Here is a 13,291-nt window from a genome sequence, read left to right on the forward strand (position 1 = left end):
GGGACTTGACAAACGCCTTTTAATGTTGTATATTTGTAAGCAGAAGCAATGAACTCTTAACCAAAACAAGTATAATATGACAACAAAACAGCTCCATTTGCGGATATAAATCGAGCTAAATACTATCAACCTATAAAATAAAGGCTACAGCTTCCATGTGAAGTTGCAGCCTTTTTTGTTGTAAAAAAGTCGTTTAAATAGCCAAAAACAGGAAAATAGAGTTTATAATAAACTTGGATACCGTTTATAATAAACTATCACGGAATTTATTATAAACGCAATCATCGTTTATTCATAAAACATACATTTTTTTCATAAAGCCAGAAAGAAGTTTACTATGTTCTCATCCATTTTTCCAAACATAAAAAACAAAAAATAATAAAATTGTACGTATCATCAAAAAATAACATTATTTTTGTAAACATCAAAACTCCCGGTGGGACTATGAATTACAAAATCATCTAATGCAGATTAAACTTTTCCGAAATAGAATAGTCTAATCTTTAAGATATTATCATCTAAACATTAAAGTCATCAATGAAAATGGAAACATCTGCCAAAGCCAAACTCTATTCGCTGAATTACAGCAATGTGAAAACTTATCTGTTCACCCTGTTATTTGTAGCAGGCAACATCGCACTTCCACAACTGTGCCACCTCGTACCTTATGGTGGACCGACTTTATTACCGATTTACTTCTTTACCCTAATCGCCGCTTATAAATATGGCTTTCGGGTAGGCTTACTGACAGCCATCCTTTCGCCCGTCATTAATCATTTATTGTTTGACATGCCATCCGAAGCCGTTCTCCCAATTATACTGATAAAATCAACTTTACTTGCCGGTGCCTCCGCCCTTGCAGCACACCGTGTAAAATCTGTATCTTTATTAGCTATTCTTGGAGTAGTGCTTTCTTATCAACTGATCGGAACAGCCTTTGAGTGGATGATTGAAGGAGATTTCCATATCGCAGTACAAGACTTTCGTATCGGCATTCCGGGCATACTTATTCAATGGTTTGGCGGCTACGCCCTGCTAAAAGCAATTGCAAAACTCTAAACTAAAAAAGAAAGATGGACAGAAGGGATTTTTTTAAAACAGTAGCTATTACTGGTGCCGCCATGACTATACAGCGTTCAGAGGCGATGGAAATACTGACTCAGACAATTAATAAAGCCAATGGTGACAAGCCGGATCTGGTAGCCGTTATGGGCGGTGAACCGGAAGTTATGTTCCGTCGTGCCATCAGCGAACTGGGTGGCATGAAACAATTCATCAAGCCTGGGCAGAAAGTAGTAGTGAAGCCTAATATCGGATGGGATAAAGTGCCCGAACTGGCGGGAAACACCAATCCTAAACTAATCACGGAAATCATCAAGCAATGCTTTGCTGCCGGAGCCAAAGAGGTCACCGTATTCGACCATACCTGCGACGACTGGCAAAAATGCTATAAAAACAGTGGTATCGAAGCTGCGGCAAAAGAAGCCGGAGCCAAAGTGATGCCGGCTCATCTGGAATCTTACTACAAACCTATTGATTTGCCAAAAGGACAAAAAATGAAGAAAGCGAAGGTACATGAAGCCATCTTGAATTGTGATGTGTGGATTAATGTCCCCATCCTGAAAAATCATGGAGGTGCCAACCTGACTATCTCCATGAAAAATCACATGGGTATCGTCTGGGACCGGGGATTTTTCCATCAAAACGACTTGCAGCAATGTATCGCAGATATCTGTACACTGGAAAAGAAAGCTGTACTTAATGTCGTAGACGCCTACCGCATCATGAAAACAAATGGGCCACGGGGACGTTCAGAATCGGACGTGGTGTTGGCGAAAGGACTGTTTATCTCACCCGATATTGTTGCCGTAGATACAGCCGCAGCCAAATTCTTTAACCAAGTACGCGAAATGCCGCTGGATACCGTAGGACACCTCGCCAAAGGAGAAGCACTGAAAATAGGAACAATGAACATCGACCAATTGAATGTCAAGCGAATTAAGATGTAAGCCACCATGTTAAGAAAGATACGTATCGGAATGTCAGTGGTCCTTTTTGCACTGATTACTTTTTATTTTCTCGATTTTGCGGACATTTTGCCGAATAGCTTTCATCGGTTGGCACATATACAGTTTGTCCCTGCCGTGCTATCTCTCAGCATAGGCATACTGATTGTACTGATTGCGTTAACCCTGTTATTCGGACGTATCTATTGTTCCACCATCTGTCCGATGGGAATATTGCAGGATGTCATAGCACGTATTTCAAAGTCTACAGGAAAAAAGAAAAAAAGATATAAATACAGTCCTGCAAAAAATATACTGAGATGGACAGTACTCGGAGTGACAGTTATTGCTTCCGTATGCGGATTTGTAGCAGTATTGGGACTACTGGACCCGTATAGTGCTTATGGACGTATCATTGTACATATCTTTAAACCCGTATACATGCTGGGAAACAATCTGCTGGAGTCTATATTTTCCAGATTCGATAATTACACATTTTATCAGGTAGATACCTCGATAGTAAGTCTTTCTTCCCTTCTCATAGCGATAATGACCTTTGCAGTCATTATGATATTGGCATGGAAACACGGACGTACGTGGTGCAACACCATCTGTCCGGTAGGTACAGTATTGGGACTGCTGAGCCGTTATTCTTTGTTTAAAGTCCGCATTGATACTGCGAAATGTAATGGTTGCGGGCTCTGTGCTACCAAATGCAAGGCAGCCTGTATTCATAATAAAGAGCATACGATTGACTACAGCCGTTGCGTAGATTGTTTCGACTGCCTCGAAGCTTGTAAACAGAAAGCGTTGGTTTATGCCCCTGCTTTAAAGAAACAACAGTTATCATCTGCTGTAGAAAATCCAACTTCGACAACAGCAGAGCAATCTTCAGCTACAGCAGACTCTTCCAAACGCCGTTTCCTGCTTGCCGGATTAGCCACTGCCGGAGCAGCTCCCAAGCTTCTTTCGAAAGTACAGGAATCCATTGCGACTATGGAAGGCAAAACAGCATACAAAAAAGAAAATCCGATTACGCCTCCGGGATCTGTCAGCCAGAAACGTTTTCAGCAACATTGTACATCCTGCCATCTTTGTGTCAGCAAATGCCCGTCGCATGTATTGAAGCCCGCTTTCATGGAATACGGACTAGGAGGCATAATGCAACCGACTGTCAGTTTCGAAAAAGGATTCTGTAACTTCGACTGTACCGTATGTGGTGATGTTTGTCCTAACGGTGCTATTCCTCCATTAACGGTAGAGCAAAAACATCTCACTCAGATGGGATACGTTGTCTTTATAGAAGAAAATTGCATTGTCCTTACAGACGGAACCAGTTGTGGAGCATGTTCCGAGCATTGTCCTACGCAAGCCATTGCTATGGTACCATACAAAGACGGATTGACCATCCCTCATATCAATACAGAGATCTGTGTCGGATGCGGTGGCTGCGAATACGTCTGTCCTGCCCGTCCGTTCCGCGCTGTATACATTGAAGGCAATCCTGTACAGAAAGAAGCAAAACCTTTCAAAGAATCAGAAGAACATAAAGTCGAGATTGACGATTTCGGATTCTAGCCGTGTCTTACCCAAAAAACTATCCATTATATTCCTCCTACTTTCAATAAATTCACTAAATTCGTGGCGAACTAAAAAAAGAAAGTAATTCATGGAGGTATTCACTAATAACTGGAATAGTCATAAATATCAGATAGGCTATGCTTTAAGCGGAGGATTTATTAAAGGATTTGCACATTTGGGGGTGATGCAGGCTCTGCTGGAGCATGACATCAAACCGGATATTATCTCCGGTGTAAGTGCCGGTGCACTTGCCGGAGTTTTTTATGCCGACGGAAATGAACCTCACAAAGTGCTTGATTACTTCTCCGGTCATAAGTTTCAGGACTTGACAAAGCTAGTCATTCCCAAGAAGGGATTATTCGATCTCTGTGAATTTATTGATTTCCTCCATACTAACCTGAAAGCCAAGAATCTGGAAGAGTTACAACTTCCTATGATAATCACGGCTACCGATCTTGACCACGGACGTATGGTTCATTTTCACCGTGGCTCTATAGCCGAACGTGTTGCCGCCTCCTGCTGTATGCCTGTCATGTTTGCTCCCGTCAACATCGACGGGACAAATTACGTAGATGGCGGATTAATGATGAATCTTCCGGTTTCCACCCTTCGCAGAATATGCGACAAGGTTGTAGCTGTCAATGTAAGTCCCATCATGGCACAAGACTATAAAATGAATATTGTAAGCATTGCCATGCGTTCATTCCATTTCATGTTTCGTGCCAATACTTTCCCCGAAAGAGAAAAATGTGACTTGCTGATCGAACCCTACAATCTCTATGGATATAGCAATACAGAGTTGGAAAAAGCCGAGGAAATCTTTGAGCAAGGGTACAAAATAGCCAATGATCTGATCGACCAGACGCTGGCGGAAAAAGGGAAGATATGGAAATAACTACCTTTTTCTAGAAAACATTTATGATATGAAATAAAATCTACTCTATATGAACAACGAAAACAAAATGATTATCTATCAGGTGTTTACACGCCTGTTTGGAAACAATAACAATCATTGTGTCTACAATGGAGACATTACCGCCAACGGATGTGGCAAAATGGCTGATTTCACGCTCAAAGCACTTGGAGAAATCAAAAAGTTGGGTGCTACCCATATTTGGTATACAGGCATTATCGAACATGCTACACAAACAGACTACCGCCGCTACAACATAAGTCCCGACCACCCTGCTATTGTAAAAGGTAAAGCGGGGTCTCCCTACGCTATCAAAGATTATTATGACGTAGATCCGGATTTAGCAAACGATGTTCCAGGGCGAATGAAGGAATTTGAGAATCTGGTACATCGGACACACCGTTCAGGACTGAAAGTCATTATAGATTTTGTGCCCAACCATGTAGCACGCCAATATCACTCGGATGCACAACCGGACGGCACTACCGAACTGGGAGCAAACGATGATCCAAATTACTCCTTCAGCCCATACAATAATTTCTACTACATACCGCAGGCCGAATTGCGTGCCCAGTTTGACATGAAAGAGGGTGCAGCAGAACCCTACCACGAATATCCGGCCAAAGCAACAGGAAACAATCGTTTTGACGCTACTCCGAATATTAACGACTGGTACGAAACCATCAAGCTGAACTATGGGGTGGATTATCTGAATGGTGGTACATGCCACTTCTCGCCAACTCCGGATACGTGGATAAAGATGCTGGACATTCTCTTATTCTGGGCCTCAAAAGGTATTGACGGTTTCCGTTGTGATATGGCGGAAATGGTTCCTGTAGAATTTTGGGAATGGGCTATTCCACAAGTGAAAGAAGCATATCCGGAAATTATTTTTATCGCAGAGGTTTACAATCCCAACGAATACCGTAATTATCTGTTTCGTGGAAAATTTGATTATCTATATGATAAGGTCGGCCTATATGACACACTTCGTAATGTAGCTTGCGGTTATGAATCTGCAGCTTCTATCACTCACTGTTGGCAAAGTCTGAACGGAATAGAAAAGCAAATGCTGAACTTTCTGGAAAATCATGACGAGCAACGTATCGCTTCTGATTTCTTCGCCGGAGATCCGCGTAAAGGAATCCCTGCTCTGATAGTTTCCGCCTGCATGAATACCAATCCTATGATGATCTATTTCGGTCAGGAGTTCGGAGAACTGGGAATGGATAGCGAAGGTTTCAGCGGAAGAGACGGACGAACTACGATATTTGATTACTGGAGTGTGGATACGATCCGTCGCTGGCGCAATGGCGGTAAGTTTGATGGTAAAATGCTGACCGAAGAGCATAAACGTTTGCACAGCATTTATCAGAAAGTGCTGACTCTGTGCAATGAAGAGACAGCTATCGCAAAAGGAGTATTCTTCGACCTGATGTACGCCAATAAAAACGGATGGCGTTTTGATGAACATAAGCAATATACTTTTATGCGAAAGTATAAGAATGAGTTATTGTTCATTATTGTCAATTTCGACAGCCAACTGGTTGATATCGCAATCAATATACCTTCTCATGCGTTTGATTTCCTTCAGATACCACAAATGGAGAAGTATCAGGCCACAGACTTATTGACCGGTGCCAAAGAGGAAATCTGTTTATTACCTTATAAAGCCACTGAAATTTCTGTAGGCGCTTATAATGGAAAGATTCTAAAAATTACTTTCTGATAATGAAGAATGATGAATGAAGAATTGGCTGCGCTATCACACTGCAAAGTAATTCTTCATTCATCATTCTTCATTTTATATTTCCCCGCTGAAAACAAAAATTCTCGAAGGCTGTTTAGTTAGATAAATAATTACCTCAACAGCTCCTTATGAAAAGAATTAGTTTTTTGGCAGTCATATGGTTATTATCCGTATCTGCCTTCGCAATCTTACCACCCGGCAATGTACAGACTAACTTCAAAAAGATGTACCCCAAAGCCAACGGTGTAGCCTGGTCGCAAGACGATGGATACTATTGTGCAAACTTCGTAATGAATGGATTTACTAAAAGCGTCTGGTTCAATGCTCAAGCCCAATGGCAAATGACACAGACCGACCTTGTCAGTCTCGACCGGGTGACACCTACTGTATACAATGCATTTGTATCCGGTCCTTACGCCAGTTGGGTAGTAGATGATGTAACCATGGTGGAGTTTCCTAAATGGCAGGCAATCATTGTCATCAAAGTAGGACAAGATAACGTAGATATCAAATATCAGCTTTTCTATTCTCCACAAGGAAGGTTGCTGAAAACCCGCAATGTCAGTTACATGTACGACATTCTCGGACCGGGAACATTTTTATAAAGTAAAGAGGTTGTGTCAAAATGCTGGCACAACTTTTTTTTATGCGCAAAGCCCAGACTTTCCCAAGCCCGGGCTTTGTTATTACCTAATTTTTTTGTAACTTTAGGCATTACATTTTCGTTATGGCAAAGTTACATTTTCGTCCTTACATTCCCAACCAAACCGTTCTTTTTCCACAAAGAATTGATGAAAACATAGCTGCGAACGACCCTGTCCGCATCGTCAATGCAGTTGTTGATAATCTCAATCTTGATAATTTCAAGAAGCTTTATAAAGAAACTGGGCGCTCAGCCTATCATCCTAAGATGATGCTCAAGGTCATTATCTACGCTTACATGAACAATATCTATTCCTGCCGTAAAATCGAGAAGCTTCTTTTGCGTGACATCCATTATATCTGGCTTGCCGGTAATGAGCATCCGGATTTTATTACCATCAACCGTTTTCGTAACCGTGTAAAGGAGGAAATAAACAACGTATTCACGCAGTTGGTTCTTGTCCTTGCCGACAAAGGTTTCATCAGTCTTGACGTGGAGTATATCGACGGTACCAAGATCGAGTCCAAGACCAACAAATATACTTTTGTCTGGCGCAAGACAGTCGAAAGGAACCGTACAAGGTTGATGGATAAGATCCGCATCCTTCTGGAGCAGGTGGATGAAACCATTGCACAGGAGAACTCCGTAAAAGACACATCCGTGGAGTTCACTCCCTCCATGCTCTCGGGCATAGCGAATGAACTTAAAGAAGCCCTGGAACACCGGCCTGCAACAAAGGACAAGGAAGAAAAGAAAACCCTGCGGGAGAAAAAGAAACAGGTCAGGGAACTTGAAGGGTATCGTGACAAGCTGATGGAATACGACAATCACCTTGATGTCCTTGGAGAACGTAATTCCTATTCCAAGACCGATCCTGATGCCACATTCATGCGCATGAAAGAAGACGCCATGAGGAATGGGCAGACCAAACCCGGATATAATTTGCAAACAGGCACTGAAAACCAATTCATCATAGACTTCCGACTGTTTCCCAACCCTACCGATACGCTGACCCTCATTCCTTTTTTCCACTCCTTCCGGCACCGCTATAACCGCTTACCTGCTATCGGTGTGGCAGACTCCGGTTACGGCTCGGAAGAAAATTACCGGTTCATGCAGGAGAACGGGATAGAAGCCTTTGTCAAGTACAACTACTTCCATAAAGAACAGCGTCCCCGTTATACGTCCAACCCGTTCCATGCGGAAAGTCTCCATTACAATGCGGAAGGGGATTATTACGTTTGTCCGATGGGGCAGCACATGAACCGCATAGGAACCAAACGTGACAGAACGGTGAGCGGATACACCACCGAAAGTGCCCGGTATAAGGCACAAAGATGCGAGGGCTGTCCTTTGCGTGGAAGTTGTTTTAAAGCACGGGGGAACCGTATGATAGAAGTCAACCACCGGTTAAACCAATACAAACGACAAGCCCGGGAAAGGTTGCTCTCAAAAGAAGGAATCAGGCATAGAGGCAGGCGGTGTATAGAACCGGAAGCTGTTTTTGGACAAATGAAATACAACATGGCATACAGAAGGTTCCGGCATGTGGGAGAAGACAAGGTGACAATGGACTTTGCCTTCTTTGCCATAGCTTTTAATATCAAAAAGATGTGTGCAAAACTGAGAAAGGCAGGAAAGGGACTCATTACATTTGCTAAATCTATGCTTATTGGGCTATTTATAAACCGCTACAAGTGGAAGATAGCAACGTCTTACCAAATGAATCAGAAAAAAGCATCATAAGCAAAAGAAAATATAGCAGGACTGTAAAACGTAAAAAAAAGGTTGTGCCAACGTTTTGACACAACCTCATGTATTTATATATTTTTGTTCCGAATCAGTTTTTCGGTACCAGTTCCAGAAACATTGTGGTTGTCAGTAATACAGCCAGTCCGACACAAACCGTAATCAGAAGCCAGTTTATATATTTGGCTTTCGGTTTGGTGTCTGCATGAAGGTTGTTCAGAAAATACTCTCTGAAGAAAAGGTACAGACCCGGAATGGTGGCACTAGCCAAAAGAAAATCTTCGGGAATCTGGAAGAAATAAGTTTTGGACAACCCTATCAATGACCAGTGACAGAGGAAAAGTACCAGGAACATATTTACTTTGTAAGCAAAGAGCAATAATAAACCAATCGTAAATACAACTACGGAACAAGGCATCACCGGAGAAGTCATTTCCGGGAAAGAAAGTCCGCGTGCTAACGATACCATAGGATATATGAAAGGCATTGCCAACAAGACGTAGGACAATACGTCATATTTGTGCGTACGTTCGAAGGTGGTATATCCCGTAATGGCATCCCATACCCAAATGATGGCCATTACTCCCCAAAACATCGCCATTACTCCGTTATAGCTACGTTCTTCGCAATATATATAGTAATATACAATAGAAATCCATGAATAAAGTCCTATCATATAGAGCTTCATTCCCATCTTCACCCACGGACGTGGTTTCTTGATGAGTAATGCAGTCAGCACGATACCTATCAGAATGACAACTATTTGTAAAATCCAGGTAGCCGAATTATAATATGCTATTGTTCTCCAAAAAATCTCCATAAAAGTAGTTTATTAATGTCTTGTTAACGAAAAGGCTCTGCGTGGGAAAATAAACATTGGGAATGTTGCTCCTACTGCCAGCATAAAAATGACTGTACTTGCTACCAAAGAATTGGAGAAGAACATTTCCTGCATTTCTATATACTTGTCATGCATTTCCGGCTTATTCACTGTCTGCAGACACATGATAAGCGAGAAAACCATATTGTAGGCAAACTTTCCGGGAATCATCGGAAGCAATGCCGGAATATAAAGTACTGTCATCGGACAATAGACTTTCTTTCCCAGCCATAAGCTGCCGAAACCTATTACCAAACCACCAAATAAAGAAGCTGTAGCAATGTCTACGCCTAGGTAAGTCATCAGGCAGAAACGACACGCATGGCCTAATGCTGCCAATATCGCAATCATCTTGAAAGCACGCAAAGGAGGATCGGAGATTGCGCCGAATCCGATACCTGCTATTGCTGCAAAGAAACCGTCAGAAAGAATATCAAGTGCTACCATATTAAATTAAACTGTTTTTTACCATTAATAATGTAAAGGAAAGGCCGATAGCTATACTGACAATAAGCAAAGAAGCTTCTGTCAAACGGGCAAATCCTGTCAGAACATATCCCTCGACGACATCAATGACTCCATTGATCAAAGGAACACCGGGTACGAGATATAGTACACTGGTTGCCAGAGCTATTTCGGAAGTTGTATCAAAAATCAAAGCGGTAGAAGCACATAAGGATGCGACGAAAGCTGAGACAATGAATATAATATAATGATTCATTTTCTTCTTTTGCATCTGTTGTTTCAGGTATAATCCCGTAAGAGTGGCAGAAAAAACAATTCCCATTGAAATCAGGTCTCCTCCAAACAGTTTACAGAATGATGCATTGGCAAAACCGACCAATATCAGGACAAAAAGAGGATGCATCATCGGAGCGGAAATAATCTTTTTGTATTTCTCTTTCAGTTCTTCCAGCGACAAATGATGATCCACTGCTTCCCAGCTGAGGGCGCTTAATTCTGAATTATGTTCGAAACTGATAGGATGTGCAGGGATATCTATTACTTCATTGCAAGCTTCGTTCGTTTCCTTGTCGATGATTGTAAGAATAATATTCTTATGAAATACTCCCAGTTTAACATCTAAGCCAAAGGCTTCTCCCAGACGCTTGGAGTTGCGTACAACGCGTGATGTATGCACTCCCGCTCCCATTAGATGAGCTGAATATTCTGCTATGAATTTACCTATAGATAATAAAGATTCGCTTGTCTTCATGTATGTGAATTTTTTAAATCGGCTGCAAAAGTACAAAAAAGAGTAGTAGCAAGCACCTAAATCCTGCATATTTTCAGAAAGAAAATACTTAATCGCTGATTTTCTTCATCGGTAAAGAAGACAGAATACGAAATTTAAATACCTTTGCGAACATAAAAATAAGAAACTCATGAACAACCAATTTACATATCCGAAAGAGAAAATACGTTTTGCCATATTGACCTTTTTCTTTGCTCAGGGACTATGCATGGCAAGTTGGGCAAGCCGTATTCCTGACTTTAAGGATGTTTTTGCAGCCAATTACGCTTTTTATTGGGGACTGATTCTATTTATGATTCCTGTAGGGAAGTTCGTGGCCATTCCTTTGGCAGGATATCTCGTCTCCAGGCTAGGTAGCCGTACGATGGTACAAGTCAGCATTCTTGGTTATGCTATTTCTTTGCTTTGTGTGGGACTGGCTCATGAGGTTTATTTGCTGGGTTTCCTGCTATTTGGTTTCGGTGTCTTCTGGAATTTATGCGATATATCATTCAATACGCAAGGCATTGAAGTGGAACGTTTGTATGGCAAAACAATTATGGCTACTTTTCACGGAGGATGGAGCTTGGGAGCCTGTACCGGCGCATTGATCGGTTTTGTTATGATATGGTTGGGAGTTGCTCCCGTCTGGCATTATATGCTGATATCTGCTATCATTCTTCTTATTGTATTGGCGGGGCGAAAATATCTACAGGAAGCAACCTTGCGAGAGGATGAGGAGTCACTTCCAAACTCCGGAACAGCTTCTCAGGTCGAAGTGGAAACGCCCAATGTGTTCCGTCTGCTATTTCGGAAGCCGGAAATACTCCTTCTCCAACTAGGGCTGGTAGGATTATTCGCATTGATAGTAGAAAGCGCTATGTTCGACTGGAGTGCCGTATATTTTGAATCGGTAGTCAATGTCCCTAAATCATTGCAGATCGGCTTTCTGGTATTTATGGTAATGATGGCGGCAGGACGCTTCCTGACCAATTACGCATATCAGCTTTGGGGAAAGAAGAAGGTATTGCAATTGGCAGGCAGCCTTATTTGTATCGGCTTCTTTATTTCCGCTTTACTGGGCAATACTTTTGATTCAATGGTCATGAAAGTCATTATCAATTCATTAGGCTTTATGCTTGTCGGATTGGGAATTTCGTGTATCGTACCTACTTTATACAGCTTTGTGGGAGCTAAATCAAAAACGCCTGTTAGCATTGCACTTACTATTCTGTCGAGCATCAGTTTTATAGGCTCACTGATTGCACCGTTGCTTATCGGTGCAATAACACAAGCTTTTGATATTCGTATAGCCTATATGATAATTGGTGTATTGGGTGGTTGCATTGTGTTGATTGTGAGTTTTAGTAAGGGCTTCGATATTCGAAAAGAATACATATGATAAGATAAATATAAAAACGCAGTCTCTCACAATACTTGATCACTCAAGCCATTGTGAAAGACTGCGTCAATCCTTTTACTAACCTTAACTAACCTAACTTCTATCTAATCTAACTACAAAATGTTCGAAAAATCTTTTATACTACTAGCAATTCTATCCTTTAAATTCTGGTTATCGACCAGTGAAAAATCGCAGGTAACATCTGCCGGAGCCAGCAATACTGCTTTGGCTTCTTCTGCATCTGCTATTTGTTCCGGATGCTCCATGAAATAAGTTTCCCATTGGGAAACTGCTTCCGGTGTTACACCCAGCGCATAATTGATGAAATCATCATCCGTCAAAAAATCCTTTACCTTAGAGCACATATTGCATCCTTTTTAAGCGTTTACATAAATAGGACGCTGTTACCCTGTACATGTACTCAACTAATTATCCTTTTTACTAAAATTAACTTGCCAGACTACGCAGCTTTGTCAATCCGCGATACATCAGGTTGCGTACAGACTGATAATTCATATTCATAATCTCGCAAATATCTTCGTATTTCTTCTCTTCTATATAATATAACGTAAGTGCTTCACGCTGACGAGGAGAAAGTTGGTCTAGTAAACGCTTCACCAACGAAAACTCATTTTGGCGTTGTTCTTCTTCCATATAATCATCTTCTACATCTGTGGGTGCTATTGCATTCACTTCTTCTGCAGTTGTATCAGACATATACATACGTTTGCGAAGTTCATCGCATAACTTGTTTTTTAATGAAATAAATAAATAAGACTTCAAGTTATCAATAGTTCCTAATTCATCCTTTTTGGTGTAGAGCTTTACGAAAATATCGTGAATGCAATCTTTCAGCAACTCCTTATCAATGGTCAACTTCAATCCGTAATTAAAAAGAATGTTGATGTGCAAATCATATAGCTGCGAAAAAGCTGCCATATTTCCCGCTTGGAAAGAAGCGAGTAAAGTTTCGGTTGAATTATTAGTCTGTTCCATCATAGCATTAATTCGATTGATTTGATGTTGCAAAGCTAAGCAGTCTTGACCTCAACTACAGGTAAAATCTGGTTTGTAGGTTGAAAAAATAAGTATCATGTTTTATAACACTCTTTTGTTAGAAATTACCTATAAAA

13 protein-coding genes are annotated in these 13,291 nt (G+C 41.3%); 8 read left to right on the plus strand and 5 right to left on the minus strand.

Features of this window, described 5'->3' with window-relative positions:
• Positions 1-543 precede the first annotated feature (543 nt).
• The 7 genes from K6V30_RS17070 (at position 544) to K6V30_RS17100 (ending at position 8,639) form a co-directional block, all read left to right on the plus strand.
• Positions 544-1,059 (plus strand): hypothetical protein, encoded by a 516-nt coding sequence (locus tag K6V30_RS17070; protein WP_055268903.1) that lies wholly within the window; start codon positions 544-546, stop codon positions 1,057-1,059.
• Between the two features lie 14 nt (positions 1,060-1,073).
• Positions 1,074-2,009: a DUF362 domain-containing protein gene (locus K6V30_RS17075; protein ID WP_010538116.1), complete on the plus strand. Its 936-nt coding sequence runs from the start codon at positions 1,074-1,076 to the stop codon at positions 2,007-2,009.
• 6 nt (positions 2,010-2,015) lie between these two features.
• Positions 2,016-3,584 (plus strand): 4Fe-4S binding protein, encoded by a 1,569-nt coding sequence (locus K6V30_RS17080; RefSeq protein ID WP_055268753.1) that lies wholly within the window; start codon positions 2,016-2,018, stop codon positions 3,582-3,584.
• A 91-nt stretch (positions 3,585-3,675) separates the two neighbouring features.
• Complete coding sequence (locus tag K6V30_RS17085) at positions 3,676-4,482, plus strand: patatin-like phospholipase family protein (RefSeq protein ID WP_010538118.1); 807 nt, start codon at positions 3,676-3,678, stop codon at positions 4,480-4,482.
• A 49-nt stretch (positions 4,483-4,531) separates the two neighbouring features.
• Positions 4,532-6,229 (plus strand): alpha-amylase family protein, encoded by a 1,698-nt coding sequence (locus K6V30_RS17090; protein WP_010538119.1) that lies wholly within the window; start codon positions 4,532-4,534, stop codon positions 6,227-6,229.
• Positions 6,230-6,378: 149 nt separating this feature from the next.
• Complete coding sequence (locus K6V30_RS17095) at positions 6,379-6,855, plus strand: PepSY-like domain-containing protein (protein WP_022301497.1); 477 nt, start codon at positions 6,379-6,381, stop codon at positions 6,853-6,855.
• Between the two features lie 122 nt (positions 6,856-6,977).
• Positions 6,978-8,639 carry an IS1182 family transposase gene (locus K6V30_RS17100; protein ID WP_224207173.1) on the plus strand — a complete coding sequence of 554 codons (1,662 nt, stop codon included), beginning with the start codon at positions 6,978-6,980 and terminating at the stop codon, positions 8,637-8,639.
• A gap of 94 nt (positions 8,640-8,733) precedes the next feature.
• On the opposite strand, the gene K6V30_RS17105 is transcribed toward K6V30_RS17100, so the two are convergent.
• Genes K6V30_RS17105 through K6V30_RS17115 form a run of 3 tightly spaced genes read right to left on the minus strand, consistent with a single transcriptional unit; the run spans position 8,734 to position 10,738 of the window.
• Positions 8,734-9,462: a DUF6064 family protein gene (locus K6V30_RS17105; RefSeq protein WP_010537956.1), complete on the minus strand. Its 729-nt coding sequence runs from the start codon at positions 9,460-9,462 to the stop codon at positions 8,734-8,736.
• 12 nt (positions 9,463-9,474) lie between these two features.
• Positions 9,475-9,969 (minus strand): threonine/serine exporter family protein, encoded by a 495-nt coding sequence (locus tag K6V30_RS17110; RefSeq protein WP_010537955.1) that lies wholly within the window; start codon positions 9,967-9,969, stop codon positions 9,475-9,477.
• A 1-nt stretch (position 9,970) separates the two neighbouring features.
• Positions 9,971-10,738, minus strand: a complete 768-nt coding sequence (locus K6V30_RS17115) for a threonine/serine exporter family protein (protein ID WP_010537954.1) — start codon at positions 10,736-10,738, stop codon at positions 9,971-9,973.
• A 169-nt stretch (positions 10,739-10,907) separates the two neighbouring features.
• Here K6V30_RS17115 and K6V30_RS17120 point away from each other — a divergent pair, with 169 nt between their 5' ends.
• On the plus strand, positions 10,908-12,158 hold the full coding sequence (locus K6V30_RS17120) for an MFS transporter (protein WP_010537953.1): 1,251 nt from the start codon (positions 10,908-10,910) through the stop codon (positions 12,156-12,158).
• A gap of 113 nt (positions 12,159-12,271) precedes the next feature.
• Here the strand turns inward: K6V30_RS17120 and K6V30_RS17125 are convergent, their stop codons facing one another.
• Together K6V30_RS17125 and K6V30_RS17130 are read right to left on the minus strand one after the other, a co-directional pair.
• Complete coding sequence (locus K6V30_RS17125; protein ID WP_055271746.1) at positions 12,272-12,523, minus strand: hypothetical protein; 252 nt, start codon at positions 12,521-12,523, stop codon at positions 12,272-12,274.
• An 82-nt stretch (positions 12,524-12,605) separates the two neighbouring features.
• A complete protein-coding gene (locus K6V30_RS17130; protein ID WP_010537951.1) occupies positions 12,606-13,157 on the minus strand; it encodes an RNA polymerase sigma factor in 552 nt (183 codons plus the stop codon).
• Positions 13,158-13,291: the final 134 nt, after the last annotated feature.

This window comes from Bacteroides faecis, assembly GCF_020091505.1.
Taxonomy (GTDB): Bacteria; Bacteroidota; Bacteroidia; order Bacteroidales; family Bacteroidaceae; genus Bacteroides; species Bacteroides faecis.